Annotated in this window: 12 protein-coding genes; 3 read left to right on the top strand and 9 right to left on the bottom strand. The window is 72.8% G+C overall.

All coding sequences use genetic code 11. The annotated features are described in order from the left end of the window. Positions 1-272, bottom strand: a 272-nt coding sequence (locus tag ONA70_RS27715) for an FAD-dependent oxidoreductase (protein ID WP_265009433.1), incomplete at its 3' end; no start/stop codon positions are given. A gap of 142 nt (positions 273-414) precedes the next feature. On the opposite strand from ONA70_RS27715, the gene ONA70_RS27710 reads away from it, so the two are divergent. Then, positions 415-1,524, top strand: coding sequence for an LCP family protein (locus tag ONA70_RS27710; RefSeq protein WP_265009432.1), 1,110 nt, complete (start codon positions 415-417; stop codon positions 1,522-1,524). A 23-nt stretch (positions 1,525-1,547) separates the two neighbouring features. Here ONA70_RS27710 and ONA70_RS27705 read toward each other — a convergent pair whose 3' ends face one another. The 4 genes from ONA70_RS27705 to guaB form a co-directional block, all read right to left on the bottom strand. Beyond that, on the bottom strand, positions 1,548-3,005 hold the full coding sequence (locus ONA70_RS27705) for a M1 family metallopeptidase (RefSeq protein WP_265009434.1): 1,458 nt from the start codon (positions 3,003-3,005) through the stop codon (positions 1,548-1,550). Positions 3,006-3,075: 70 nt separating this feature from the next. Further along, positions 3,076-4,467: a M1 family metallopeptidase gene (locus ONA70_RS27700; protein WP_265009431.1), complete on the bottom strand. Its 1,392-nt coding sequence runs from the start codon at positions 4,465-4,467 to the stop codon at positions 3,076-3,078. A gap of 76 nt (positions 4,468-4,543) precedes the next feature. Continuing rightward, positions 4,544-5,662 carry a GuaB3 family IMP dehydrogenase-related protein gene (locus ONA70_RS27695; protein ID WP_265009430.1) on the bottom strand — a complete coding sequence of 373 codons (1,119 nt, stop codon included), beginning with the start codon at positions 5,660-5,662 and terminating at the stop codon, positions 4,544-4,546. Positions 5,663-5,692: 30 nt separating this feature from the next. Beyond that, positions 5,693-7,255, bottom strand: coding sequence for an IMP dehydrogenase (gene guaB, locus ONA70_RS27690; RefSeq protein ID WP_265009429.1), 1,563 nt, complete (start codon positions 7,253-7,255; stop codon positions 5,693-5,695). A 198-nt stretch (positions 7,256-7,453) separates the two neighbouring features. Between guaB and ONA70_RS27685 the strand changes: the two genes are divergently transcribed. Then, entirely contained in the window at positions 7,454-7,858 is a 405-nt protein-coding gene (locus tag ONA70_RS27685) for a DUF5319 domain-containing protein (RefSeq protein WP_265009428.1), read from the top strand. An 18-nt stretch (positions 7,859-7,876) separates the two neighbouring features. Here ONA70_RS27685 and ONA70_RS27680 read toward each other — a convergent pair whose 3' ends face one another. Further along, entirely contained in the window at positions 7,877-8,701 is an 825-nt protein-coding gene (locus ONA70_RS27680) for a helix-turn-helix transcriptional regulator (RefSeq protein WP_265009427.1), read from the bottom strand. Between the two features lie 255 nt (positions 8,702-8,956). On the opposite strand from ONA70_RS27680, the gene ONA70_RS27675 reads away from it, so the two are divergent. Then, positions 8,957-9,340 carry a WhiB family transcriptional regulator gene (locus tag ONA70_RS27675; protein ID WP_265009426.1) on the top strand — a complete coding sequence of 128 codons (384 nt, stop codon included), beginning with the start codon at positions 8,957-8,959 and terminating at the stop codon, positions 9,338-9,340. A gap of 277 nt (positions 9,341-9,617) precedes the next feature. Here the strand turns inward: ONA70_RS27675 and ONA70_RS27670 are convergent, their stop codons facing one another. The 3 genes from ONA70_RS27670 to groES form a co-directional block, all read right to left on the bottom strand. After that, on the bottom strand, positions 9,618-11,186 hold the full coding sequence (locus tag ONA70_RS27670) for a molybdopterin-dependent oxidoreductase (protein WP_406601250.1): 1,569 nt from the start codon (positions 11,184-11,186) through the stop codon (positions 9,618-9,620). A 131-nt stretch (positions 11,187-11,317) separates the two neighbouring features. Then, on the bottom strand, positions 11,318-12,964 hold the full coding sequence (gene groL / locus ONA70_RS27665; RefSeq protein ID WP_265009424.1) for a chaperonin GroEL: 1,647 nt from the start codon (positions 12,962-12,964) through the stop codon (positions 11,318-11,320). A gap of 70 nt (positions 12,965-13,034) precedes the next feature. After that, positions 13,035-13,349: a co-chaperone GroES gene (gene groES / locus ONA70_RS27660; protein ID WP_018222648.1), complete on the bottom strand. Its 315-nt coding sequence runs from the start codon at positions 13,347-13,349 to the stop codon at positions 13,035-13,037. Positions 13,350-13,699 lie beyond the last annotated feature (350 nt).

Below are 13,699 nucleotides of genomic sequence, written 5' to 3'. Positions count from 1 at the left end.
CCGCCGCCCACCCCGGCCCCGGAGAGCACCAGCACTCCGCCGCCGGCCTTCCGGTCGGCCGAGCGGAGCAGGGTGATCCGTTGCAGTCCGTAGCAGCCGAGCTTCGGAGCCCAGAGGAAGCGCCGGGCCCGCCAGGAGGTCTCCGGGAACTCGTCGTCGGCGAAGCGCCGGCCGGCCTCCAGGACACCGACCGAGTAGCCCTTCTCGGCCAGCCGGAGCGCGGTGACGCTGCCACCGAAGCCGGACCCGATGACGACCACGTCGTACCGCATGAACGAATCATTACCGACGGGTAGCTGTAGCGCCAGCGCGAGTTTTTCGCCGATCATGCAGAACGCTCGATAGGTCGGGATTCCCAGCGCCGCAACCCGCGGTACGCCTCGCGCGTCGAGTGGGTACGGGAAGGAGAAAACGATGCGACGACGGTGGGTGCTGGGGCTGGCGCTGGTGGCCGTACTGGTGGTTGCCGCCGGCGCGGTGGTGACCGCCCGGCTGGTCTCCCGCCCGTCGCCCGCCCCGATCGCCGGCTCCGCCACGCCCACGCCCACGCCGACCCCGTCGGCCGGCCCGTCGACCCCGGCCCCGGCCAGCCCCACCCCACCGCCGGGCGCCGACATCCGCGGTCCGCTCAACCTGCTGCTGGTCGGCGTGGACACCCGGGTCAGCGTGCCGGGCTGGGAGCCGCACGCCGACGCCGTACTGGTCCTGCACGTGCCGGCCGGGCTGGGCCGGGCGTACCTCTTCTCCCTCCCCCGTGACCTGGTGGTCGACATCCCGGCCTACCCGAAGTCCGGCTACCCGGGCGGCCGGACCAAGCTCACCCACGCGATGAGCTACGGCAGCCGGGTGCCCGGGGACAAGCTGCACCCCAGCACCGCCCAGGGGTACGAGCTGCTGCGCGGCACGGTCAGTCGGTACACCGGGCTGCGCATCGACGCGGGCGCGGTGATCACCTTCACCGGCTTCGACAAGCTGGTGACCGCCCTCGGCGGCGTGGACCTCTACGTCGACCAGCGGGTCGCGTCGATCCACCGCCGGCCCGACGGGAGGTACCGGGACCGGGTCGGCAGCACCTACGTGGGGCCGCAGATGGTCTACCAGCAGGGCAACCGGCACCTGAACGGCTGGCAGGCGCTGGACTACGCCCGGCAGCGGTACACCGCCGGCGGGGACTACACCCGGCAGCGGCACCAGCAACAGCTCATCCGCGCCCTGGCCCGGAAGATCCTCGACCAGGGCCTGGCCCGGGACCCGGACCGGGTCCAGCAGGTGGTCGACGCGCTCGGCCAGACCCTGGTGTACGTCGGCGGCGGGCGGCGGCTGGTCGACTTCGCGTACGCCCTCGGCGGGGTGCCCGCGGCTGGCTTCGTCCTGGTCGCGCTCCCCGGCGACGCGGTGGGCAGCGGCGGGTCGTACCGGGGCGAACAGCTCCGCCCGGTGGGCCGGCAGTTCCTCGCGGCGCTACGCGCCGGCACCGCCGATCCCTTCCTCACCGACCACCCGTCGCTCAAGGTGAAGACCTGAGCAGTTGGTAAGAAGGGCCCCTTTTACCGCGGCTTCGGGGCGGGGGGCCGTTCGGTGCCGTAGAGCCAGGCGTCGAAGAGCTTGCCGAGCTTCTTGTGGGAGATCCGCTCGGCGAGGGCGACGAACTCGGCCGTGGTGCCGTTGCCGTTCTTCTTCTCCGTCGCCCAGGTGCGCAGGATGGTGAAGAAGGCGGTGTCGCCGACGGCCACCCGGAGGGCGTGCACGGTCATCCCGCCGCGCTCGTAGACCGACCGGCCGAACAGGTTCGCCGTCCCCGGCTTGCCCGGCGGGGTACGCCAGAGCTGGCCGGACGCGTTCGCGTACTTCTGCTCGAAGGTGCGCTGCACCGTCAACTCACCGGTGTGCTCGGCCCAGAGCCACTCGGCGTAGGTGGCCAGGCCCTCGTTCAGCCAGATGTCCTGCCACTTCGCCAGCGACACGCTGTCACCGAACCACTGATGGGCCAGCTCGTGCGCGATCACCCCGGTGTTGTCGCCCTGCCGGAAGAACCCGGCCGAATAGACCGGGCGGCTCTGCGTCTCCAGCGCGTACCGGATCCGGTCGTCGGCGACCACCACCCCGCCGTACGCGTCGAACGGGTACGGCCCGAAGACGCTCTCCAGGTAGTCGGCGACCTCGACGGTCCGCGCGACCGACCGGTCCGGGGCACCGCCGGCCACCTTCGTGGTGACCGCGCTGTACACCGGCCGCCCCTTGTGCTCGCCGGTGGTGACCCGGAACTTCCCGATCACCACGGTGGTCAGGTAGCTGGCCATCGGCGCGCCCTCGGACCAGACGAAGGTGGCCCAGTCGCCGCGCACCGACCGTCCCTTCGGGACACCGTTGCTGACCGCAGTGAGCTCCTTCGGCACCGTGATCTCGAAGTCGTAGGTGGCCTTGTCGGAGGGGTGGTCGTTGACCGGGAACCAGGTGCTCGCCGATTCCGGCTGGCCGAGCGCGATGGCCCCGTCGGAGGTGTGCAGCCAACCGCCCTCGCCGAGCACCTCGTTGCGCAGCGTGGCCGGCACGCCGTCGTACCGGATCTCCGCGACGAACCCGTTGCCGGAGGTCAGGCCGACGGCCGGGGTGACGACCAGTTCGTCGCCGGTGCGCGCGTGGCGAGCGCTGACCCCGTCCACGGTCACCGACCGGACGGTCAGCCCGGCCAGATCCAGGTTGAACGTGGAGAGGTTGGCCATGGCCGTGGCGCGCAACGAGGTGGTGCCGCTGAGCTTGTCGGTCGCCGGGTCGTAGCGGACCTTCACGGTGTAGTGGGCGACGTCGTAGCCGCCGTTGCCGTAGCTCGGGAAGTAGGGATCGCCGGCGCCGGCCGCGCCGGGCCCGAAGCTCCGCGAGGCGCTCGGGGTGGGCCGGGCGGAGGTCGCGGCGGACGATCCGACGTCGGCGGACCCACAGCCGGCGAGCAGCAGCGCGCCGGTGACCAGCAGTGCGAGCCGTCGTCGTGCACCCAGCCGCGCCAGCGTCATCGTGTCGATCCCTCCCCGGGCCGCTCCGCCCGCGGCAGCCTACCGACCGACGATCACGCCCGCGTCACGGCAGGGCCGGGGCGGTCGCGCCGGCCAGCCACGCGTCGAGGAGCGGGCGGAGCGGACGGCCGGCCACCCGCTCGGCGTAGCCGACGAAGTCGGCGGTGGTGGCGATGCCGTTCCGCCGCTCGGCCAGCCAGCCGCGCAGGATCCGGAAGAACGTCTCGTCGCCCACCGCCCGGCGCAGCGCGTGCACCGCGAGCGCGCCGCGCTGGTAGACCGCGTCGCCGAACATCGCCGCCCGACCCGGATCGACCGACGGCTTCGTCCAGTCGGTCGCCGCGTAGGCGTCGGCGAAGGACGTCGCGACGCTGCGGCCGCCGTCGTGCTCGGCCCAGAGCCATTCCGCGTACGTGGCGAAGCCCTCGTTGAGCCAGATGTCGCTCCACCGCGCCAGCGAGACGCTGTCACCGAACCACTGGTGGGCCAACTCGTGCGCGACCACCTCGGTGTTCGGCTTATCGCCCCGGAAGAAGCCCGGCCCGTAGACCGGGCGGGTCTGGGTCTCCAGCGCGTACCGGATGCGCTCGTCGGAGACGGCGATCCCGCCGTACGCGTCGAACGGGTACGGCCCGAACCAGCCGGCCAGGAAGTCGGCGATCTCGCCGGTACGCGCCACCGACGCGGCGGCCGGCCCGTTCGCCGGCAGCCCGGCGGCGACGGCGGTGACCAGGGGCTTCCCGGCGTGCGTGCCGGTGGAGACCCGGTAGTTGCCGATCACCAGGGTGGTCAGGTAGCTGGCCATCGGGGTGCCCTCGGCCCAGCGCCAGGTGGTCCAGCCGTCCCGGCTCTCCGTCCCCTTCGGCACCCCGTTGGCGAGCGCGGCGAGTCCATCCGGGACGGTCACCGCCAGCTCGTAGGTCGCCTTGTCGGACGGGTGGTCGTTGACCGGGAACCAGGTACTCGCCGACTCCGGCTGGCCGAGCGCGATCGCGCCGTCCCGGGTGGCGTGGAAGCCGCCGTCCCCCAGCTCAGCGCTGGGCAGCGGCTGCGGCACCCCGCCGTACGCGACCTCGACGGTGAACCGCTGCCCGGCCGGCAGGCCGCGTGCCGGGGTCACGATCAGCTCGGCGCCGTCGCGCCGGTGCTTCGCCGGGGCGCCGTCGACGCGTACCCGGTCGACGGTGAGGCCGGCGAGGTCGAGGTGGAACCGGGACAGCCCGGCGGTGGCGGTCGCGGTGACCGTGGCCTGGCCGGTGAGCCGGCCGCCGGCCGGGTCGTACCGGATCTTCAGCGCGTAGTGGGCGACGTCGTAGCCGCCGTTGCCGGCGCCCGGCACGTACGGGTCGCCCGCGTCGGCGGCGCCGGGACGGAACCGGCCGTCGTCCCCGGTGCAGCCGCCGAGCAGCAGCGCGACGGCCAGCGCCGCCGCGCGCCACCGTCGACCCCGCGTCACCCGCCGAGCCTAGACGCGCGACGGCGCGGGTGGGACGGATTCCACACCCGCGCCGTCGGTCGTCGGCCGCCTCCGGTCAGCGGTCCAGGACCAGGCCGACCTTCTGGAACTCCTTGAGGTCCCGGTAGCCGCACTTGGCCATCGCCCGGCGCAGGCCGCCGAAGAGGTTGAGCTGGCCGTCCGGCTCGTCGGCCGGGCCGAAGAGCAGCTTCTCCATCGAGCCGAGCGGCTCGCCGGCCACCTCGAACGCGCCGCGCGGCAGCGACGGGTGACTGGCCGCCGAATGCCACCAGGCGCCGCCGGCCGGGGCCTCCTCGCAGAGCGAGAGCGGCTCGCCGAGCATCACCGCGTCCGCGCCGCAGCCGAGCGCCTTGGCGATGTCGCCGGAGGTCTGCATGTCACCGTCGGCGATCAGGTGCACGTACCGGCCGCCGGTCTCGTCGAGGTAGTCGCGGCGGGCCGCGGCGGCGTCGGCGATGGCGGTGGCCATCGGCACCCGGATGCCGAGCACCGACTCGGTGGTCGACCAGTCGTCGCCGCCGATACCGACGATGACGCCGGCCGCGCCGGTGCGCATCAGGTGCAGCGCGGTCTTGTAGTCGGTGCAGCCGCCGACGATGACCGGCAGGTCGAGGTCGGCGATGAACTCCTTGAGGTTCAGCGGCTCGTCGGTGGTGGAGACGTGCTCGGCGGAGACGATGGTGCCCTGGATGACCAGGATGTCCACGCCGGCGTCGAGGATGACCGGGGCGAGCGCGAGGGTGTGCTGCGGGGAGACCCGGACGGCCACCGTGCCGCCGCCGGCCCGCAGCTCGCGGACCCGCTCGGCGATCAGGTCGGGGCGGATCGGCTCGCCGTACACCTCCTGGAGGCGCTTGGTCGCCCTGGCCTCCTCGTCCAGGCCGGCCAGCTCCTCCAGCACCTTGGTCGGGTTCTCGTACCGGGTCCAGAGGCCCTCGACGTTGAGCACGCCGAGACCGCCGAGCTGGCCGAGCCGCACCGCCGAGGAGGGGCTCATGGTGGCGTCGGACGGGTGCCCGACGCAGGGAATGCCGAACTGGTACGCGTCGAGCTGCCACGCGGTGGAGACGTCGTCGACGTCCCGGGTGCGCCGGCTCGGCACGATGGCGATGTCGTCCAGGTGGTAACCGCGCTGCGCGGTCTTGCCCAGCCCGATCTCGACCACGTCACGCATGGGGGACTCCAGGTGGTTTGGGGGTGAAGGTCAGCGGGTGTGGTAGTTGGGCGCCTCGACGGTCATCTGGATGTCGTGCGGGTGGCTCTCCTTGAGGCCGGCCGCGGTGATCCGGATGAGCTGGCCGCGCCGGTGCAGCTCGGGGATGCTCTCGGCACCGGCGTACCCCATCGCCAGCCGCAGGCCGCCGATGAGCTGGTGGGCGACCTGGACGAGCGGCCCCCGGTAGGGGACCTGGCCCTCGACGCCCTCCGGGACCAGCTTCTCGTCGCTGGTCACGTCCTGCTGGAAGTAGCGGTCCTTGGAGTAGGACTTGGCCTGGCCGCGGGACTGCATCGCGCCGAGCGAGCCCATCCCCCGGTAGGCCTTGTACTGCTTGCCGTTGATGAAGATCAGCTCGCCCGGGCTCTCCTCGCAGCCGGCCAGCAGGCTGCCGAGCATCACCGTGTCGGCCCCGGCCACCAGGGCCTTGGCGATGTCGCCCGAGTATTGGATGCCGCCGTCGCCGATCACCGGCACGCCGGCCGGACGGGCCGCCCGGGCGGCCTCCATGATCGCGGTGATCTGCGGGACGCCCACCCCGGCCACGATCCGGGTGGTGCAGATGGCGCCCGGGCCGACGCCCACCTTCACGCCGTCCGCGCCCGCGTCGACCAGCGCCTTCGCGCCGGCGTACGTGGCCACGTTGCCGCCGACGATGTCGATGGTGACGTCCTTCTTGAGCCGGCCGACCATCTCCAGCACCGCGCGCTGGTGGCCGTGCGCGGTGTCCACGATCAGCATGTCCACGCCGGCGTCGACCAGGGTGCGGGCCCGCTTGTACGCGTCCTCGCCCACGCCGATCGCGGCGGCCACCCGGAGCCGGCCGGCGGAGTCCTTGGTGGCGTTCGGGTACTGCTCGCTCTTGGTGAAGTCCTTGACCGTGATCAGCCCGCGCAGCTTGCCGGTCGCGTCGACGATCGGCAGCTTCTCCACCTTGTGCTGCCGGAGCAGCGCGAGCGCCTCGTCCTTGCTCACCCCGACCGGGGCGGTGACCAGCGGGGTGCGGGTCATGATCTCCCGCACCGGGGTGGCCGGGTCCGAGACGAAGCGCATGTCACGGTTGGTGACGATGCCGACCAGCTGGCCCTGACCGTCGACCACCGGGACACCGGAGATGCGGTAGCGGCCGCAGAGCCCGTCGACCTCGCGCAGGGTGTCGTCGGGGCTGGCGGTCACCGGGTTGGTGATCATGCCGGACTCGGAGCGCTTCACCAGGTCGACCTGGAGTGCCTGGTCCTCGACGGAGAGGTTGCGGTGCAGCACGCCGATGCCGCCCTGGCGGGCCATGGCGATCGCCATCCGCGCCTCGGTGACGGTGTCCATCGCGCTGGACAGCAGCGGGACGTTGATCTCGATGGTGCGGGTGAGCTTGGTGCGGGTGTTGACCCGGCTCGGGACGACGTCCGACTCGCCGGGCTGGAGCAGCACGTCGTCGAAGGTCAGCCCGAGCGGCACCACCCGCGCCGAGCCGGCCGGCAGCTCGGGCAGATGCCCGCCCAACTCGCCGCCGTCGACGCCGGCAGGAAGGTCGATGCTGGGCGAATTCTCCACGATTGCTCCCCTGAGCTGTTCGGACGGGCTTCAGCGAGGCGGCGCGCACGGGCACCGGGGCACGCCGCGGTCACGGCGTGTCGTTTCATCGTACCCATTGAGCTGCACCGCCCCCGGCGGCGGCGGGTACGGGTAGGCGGGGCCACAGGGACTCCCCTGAGGCGGGCTTTCCGGCCCGCCGGGGACTACGGTGAGGGGGTGCACGACGAGCCCATCGACCCGTTCAACGGCGACCCGGCCGATCCGGCTGCCGGCCTGCACGACCCGCGCGAGGACGATCCGCTCGACCCGCTGACCGAGGTCGAGCGGCAGGACGTCCTGGAGGACCTCGCCGACCTGGAGATCTACCAGGCGCTGCTCCAGCCGATCGGGGTGCGTGGCCTGGTCATCGAGTGCGAGGACTGCCGCGAGCCGCACTACTTCGACTGGGATCTGCTCCGGGGCAACCTGCGCCACCTGCTCAACTCCGGTCGCCCCCGGGTGCACGAGCCGGCCTACGACCCGGACCCGGACCACTACGTCAGCTGGGACTACGCCCGCGGCTACGCCGACGGCGTGCACGACACCCTGACCGAGGGCACCGAGGACTCGGCCGAGGACTGACCGGCCGCCCGGCTCCGGTCAGGCGACCAGGCCGGCGCGGAAGCCCGCCGCGACGGCGTGCGCCCTGTCCCGGGCCCCCAGCTTGCGGAAGAGCCGGCGGGCGTGCGTCTTGACGGTGTCCTCCGAGACGAACAACTCCCGCCCGATCTCCGCGTTGCTCTTCCCCTCGGCCATCCCGAGCAGCACCTGAAGTTCCCGCTCGGTCAGCCCGATCGCGTTGCGGGAGGTACGCCCGCCCGTGCGCGAGGTGGTGCCCGGCGGGGTCGCCTCCGGCTCGCCGGCGGCCGGATCGGCCGGGTCGTCGCCGCGCTGCACCGGCACCACGGTCGGCACCCCGCCCGGCCCCTCGCCCGGGGCCACCGCCCAGGCCGCCGTCGCGCCGCCCTGGGTTCGCTTCGACCCGCCCGCGCGGGTTGTTCCGCCGACCGCGGCCGCGTCCCGGGCCGGGTCGGTCACCCGGTGCCGGGCCGCCCGGCCGGGCGCGGAGAGCAGCAGCAGGGCCTTGGCCACCGCGCTGGTCAGGTCGTGGTCGGCGCCCTGGATCAGGCCGCGGGCCCCGGCGTTGATGGTGGCCGCCGCCGCCTCGGACTCCTCCGCACCGAGCAGCACGACCGCGGCCTGGGGTGCCCGGGCGAGCACCCGGCGGACGAAGCCCGCGCTGTCCGGCCGGGTGAGGGCGGTGTCGGCGAGCACCACGTCGACCGGACGCTCGGCGAGCCGCAACATCACCTCGGGATCGGAGACGGCGGTCCGGACGACGCCGGACAGCCCGAGCCGCGCCGCCGCGGAGGTCAGGTGCTGGGCTGCGAGTGGTGTCCGAACGCACACGAGAACGCTACGCACAGTGGTCTCCTCTCCGCCTCAGAGCAGACCACGGCAGGCTGGGCTCGGGAGGAGGTTCCGGGCAATCATCCGAACTTTTCCGGCAGATGGGGCATATGCCGCCAATTGTCCGAGGTTTTCGATCACGGGAGGTGTGAGCGCGGGACTGCCCGGGTACCGAGGGGGCCAGTCCGGAAACGGTGTCCCGCGCGGACCGCCGCCCGGTAGCTGGCCACGAAGGATTCTCCGCGGTGCCGCGCGGGAGGAGGGGTGCTGATGTCGAACGTACGTAGACTGCCTGGACCCATCGTCGATCTCTGGGACTGGCAGCGTCTCGGTGCCTGCCGGGGGCGCGACAGCGCCCAGTTCTTCCACCCGGACGGCGAGCGGGGCTCCTCGCGGCTGCGCCGCGAGTCCGGCGCCAAGGCGGTCTGCCGAGCCTGCCCGGTCCGGGCCGAATGCGCCGCGCACGCCCTCTCGGTCCGCGAGCCGTACGGCGTCTGGGGCGGCTTCAGCGAGGCCGAGCGGCTCCGGCTGCTGGCCCTCGGCTGGGAGGACCTCGCCGACCGGCGGCACACCCGGGTGGACATCGCCCGGCTGGAGGCCCGTCTCGGCCGGCCGCACAAGTCCGCCGTGCCCGCCCAGCGCAAGATCGCCTGACCGACCGCACCGACCCTTCCGACGCCGCGCCCGGGCTCCGGGCGCGGCGTCGTGTGCTGCGCGGACCACCCCCGCCGAACCCGGATCCGGCGGCCCGCCGGCCTCCTCCGCGCCGCTTTGGAGCTGACATCACCAGCGACTCACGCGGCCGCCGCGAGCCTGAGTCGTCCACGACATCAGCTCATTAGGCGGCGGACAACTTGTCCGCCGCCCCGGGGAGGACCCCGTTCCGGCCGTCGGCGCCACCGGCCGGCCGATGTCGGGCCGGCCGCCAGCGTCAGCGCACGGTGACCTTGACGGTGTGCCAGCCGGTGGCGCCGTCCGGCGCGACCGGCCGTCGCTGCTCGGTCTGCGTCACCCCGTCGGCGTCGGTGGCGCGCACCTGGAGGGTGTGCTCCCCCGGGGTGGCGTCCCAGCGCCACGACCACTGCACCCAGGTGTCCAGCGAGACGGTCGGGGCGAGTGTCGCCTCCCGCCACGGGCCGCCGTCGACGCGTACCTCGACCTTGCGGATGCCCCGGTGCTGTGCCCAGGCCACCCCGGCGACCGTCACCGGACCGGCGGTCGGTTTGTTGCGCGGGCGGGGCGTGTCGATCCGGGACTCGGTCTTGATCGGGCCCTGCGCGGACCACCCCCGCGGCACCCAGTACGCGTCGAAGTCGGCGAAGCTGGTCAGCTCCAGCTCGGTCACCCACTTGCACGCCGAGACGTACCCGTAGAGCCCGGGAACCACCATCCGCACCGGGAAGCCGTGCGCCACGGGCAGCGGCTCACCGTTCATCCCGACCGCGAGCAGCGCGTCCCGCCCGTCCCGCAGCACGGCCGTCGGGGTGCCGCAGGTCCACCCGTCCACTGAGCGCCCGACCACCTGGTCCGCGCCCTCCTCGGGGTCCGCCTCGTCCAGCAACACCTTGATCGGTACGCCCAGCCAGCGCGCGTTGCCGATCAGGTCCCCGCCCACCTCGTTGGAGACGCAGGCGAGGGTGACGTACCGCTCGACCATCGGCCGGGCGAGCAGTTCGTCGAAGGTCAGCTCGATCGGGTTGCGCACCCGCCCGTGGATCCGTAGCCGCCAGGTCGTCGGGTCCACCTGCGGCACCACCAACGCCGTGTCGATCCGGTAGAACCCGCTGTTCGGGGTGACATAGGGGGCGAGCTGGGTCAGGGACAGGTCCGCACCGGTCGGCACCGCCGGCGCGGGCGCCGCCGGGGTGGGCAGGGTGACCGCCTGCCGGGCCGCCGAGACGCCCCGCCGTCCGGCGAGCCAGTGGCCGCCGAACCCGGCCACCACCGCCGCGCCGGCCAGCGCGCCCACGCCACGCAGGAACCGCCGCCGCTCCTCCGGGTCGACGTCCGCACCGTGCTTTTCGGGACGTCCGGTGGCCCGAGCGCCGGCCGGCGGGGACCAGGACCAGAGGTCGGGGGCGAGCGGGCCGGCCACGAAGGCCCAGAGGGTCAGCGCGCCGAGGCCGGCCCCGACGAGCGAGGGCAGCGCGGCGGCCGGCCCCGCGCCGGGCCGGGTGACGGCGGCGACCACCCCGAGGGCACCGAACGCGGCGACGCCGGCCAGGCCGATCCGGAGCCGCCGGGCGGCGAGCACGCCGAGCAGCGCGGCGATCGCGGCGAGCAGCACCGCGGTTCCGACCAGCAGGGCGATCTTGTCGTGCGTACCGAACAGCGAGATCGCGAGGTGTTTCAGCGTCTCGGGCACCAGGTCGACCACCAGCCCGCCGACCGCGATCAGCGGGGCGGAGCGGGGCCCGGTGAGGACGGCGACCGGTTCGGCGACGCCGACGGCCACGGCGGCGGCGGTGATCCCGGCCAGCGCGGCGTAGCCGCGGGACATACTGCTCACGCCGACCAGTGTTGTCGATCAAACGGACCGATCGCCAACGATGTCAGCGTTCCGTAAGCAGATACGGGTCGGGGCGCACCGCCGAACTGGCGGTGCGCCCCGACCTCAGGCCGTACGCCGGATCAGAAGCCCGGGCCGTGCTGGTGGCCGTGACCGTGGCCGTGGCCGTGCCCACCGGCGGCGGCCGGCTCGGCCTTCTCCGGCTTCTCCACCACCAGGCTCTCGGTGGTGAGCAGCAGGCCGGCGATCGAGGCGGCGTTGGCGACCGCGTTGCGGGTCACCTTCACCGGGTCGATGATGCCGGACTTGACCAGGTCGACGTACTCGCCGGTGGCCGCGTTGAGGCCGTTGCCCCACTCCTGGCCGGCAACCTTCTGCACCACCACGTAGCCGTCGTGGCCGGCGTTCTGGGCGATCCAGCGCAGCGGCTCGACGAGCGCCTTGCGCACGATCGAGACGCCGACCTTCTCGTCACCGGTGAGGCCCAGGTCGTCGGCGAGCACGGGCAGGATCTGGGCCAGGGCGGCGCCGCCACCCGGGACCGTACCCTCCTCCACCGCGGCCTTGGTCGCCGCGATGGCGTCCTCGATGCGGTGCTTGCGCTCCTTCATCTCGACCTCGGTCGCCGCGCCGACCTTGATCACAGCCACGCCGCCGGAGAGCTTCGCCAGCCGCTCGGCCAGCTTCTCCCGGTCCCACTCGGAGTCCGAGGCCTCGATCTCCTTGCGGATCTGGGCGACCCGGTCGGCGACCTCGGAGGCCTGCCCGCCACCGTCGACGATGGTGGTGTTCTCCTTGTCCACCACCACGCGGCGGGCGCTGCCGAGCACCTCCAGGCCGACCTGGTCGAGCCGGTAGCCCAGCTCGGGCGCGACCAGCTCGGCGCCGGTCTGGATCGCCATGTCCTGGAGCATCGCCTTGCGGCGGTCGCCGAAGCCGGGGGCCTTCACCGCGCAGACCTTGACGGTCTTGCGGATCGCGTTGACCACCAGCGTGGACAGCGCCTGGCCCTCGACGTCCTCGGCGATGATCAGCAGCGGCTTGTTGTTCTGGAGGACCTTCTCCAGCAGCGGCAGCAGCTCCTCGATCGCCGAGATCTTCTGGGTGGTGATCAGGATGTACGGGTCCTCCAGGACCGACTCCTGCGCCTCCACGTCGGTGACGAAGTTCGGCGAGATGAAGCCCTTGTCGAACTGGAGACCCTCGGTCACCTCCAGCTCGGTGGTCAGGGCGGAGCCCTCCTCGACGGTGATGACACCGTCGCGGCCGACCTTCTCCATCGCCTCGGCGATCAGCTCGCCGATGGTGGCGTCCTGCGCGGAGATCGTCGCGACGTGCGCGATCGACTCCTTGCCGGAGACCTCCACGGCCTTCCCGAGCAGCGCCTCGGAGACCTTGCCGGCCGCCGCGTCGATGCCCCGCTTGAGGCCGGTCGGGTTGGCCCCGGCGGCCACGTTGCGCAGGCCCTCACGGACCATGGCCTGGGCCAGTACGGTCGCGGTGGTGGTCCCGTCGCCGGCGACGTCGTTGGTCTTGGTCGCCACCTCCTTGACCAGCTGCGCGCCGAGGTTCTCGTACGGGTTGGTGAGCTCGATCTCCTTGGCGATCGTCACGCCGTCATTGGTGATCGTGGGCACACCGAACTTCTTGTCCAGGACGACGTTGCGCCCGCGCGGGCCGAGAGTGACCTTGACCGCGTCCGCGAGGGCGTTGACACCGTGCTCCAGCAGGTGCCGGGCGTCGTCCGAGAAGCTCAGGATCTTCGCCATCTGTATCCCTTCGAAGCGTCGTTGCCCCGGCCCGGCGAGCCGGACCGGGGCAACGACACTGATCGGTTGCTTACTTCTCGATGACCGCGAGGACGTCACGGGCGGAGAGCACCAGGTACTCCTCGCCGGCGTACTTGACCTCGGTGCCGCCGTACTTCGAGTAGAGGACGGTGTCGCCGACCTTGACGTCGATCGGCACGCGGTTGCCCTTGTCGTCGATCCGGCCCGGGCCGACAGCGAGGACGGTGCCCTCCTGCGGCTTCTCCTTGGCGGTGTCGGGGATCACGATGCCCGAGGCGGTGGTGGTCTCGGCCTCGTTCGCCTGGACCACGATGCGGTCCTCGAGCGGCTTGATCGCAACCTTGGTCGCGGTAGTCACGGGCATACCCTCCTGGGGTACTTGGTGTCGTTGCCGGTCGGCGCGCCGACCGGCGTCAATCTGCCACATGCCACCGGGCGGGGCCGTCGTCGCGGGTGCCGGTCCGCCTGGCGTTCAACCCCCGGACACCAGGGCCCGGGTGTTGGCACCCTCAGGGTGAGAGTGCTAATCGCAGGTTATTCCTCGGCTAGCACTCCGTCAAGGAGAGTGCCAATCCGCCGCGCCGGACACCGCGATCCGCCGCAACCGGAGTCGACCGGGGCCGGGCGGACGGCACCGGGACAATGTCGGGATGGATCTGGATCAGCTGGCCGCCCTGCGTACGCCCGAGGGGTCGGCCGCGCTCGACGCGGCGG

This window comes from Micromonospora yasonensis (assembly GCF_026013475.1).
Classification (GTDB): Bacteria; Actinomycetota; Actinomycetes; order Mycobacteriales; family Micromonosporaceae; genus Micromonospora; species Micromonospora yasonensis.
Note: the sequence above shows the minus strand (reverse complement) of the source record. Positions and strands in the feature narration are given on the sequence as shown.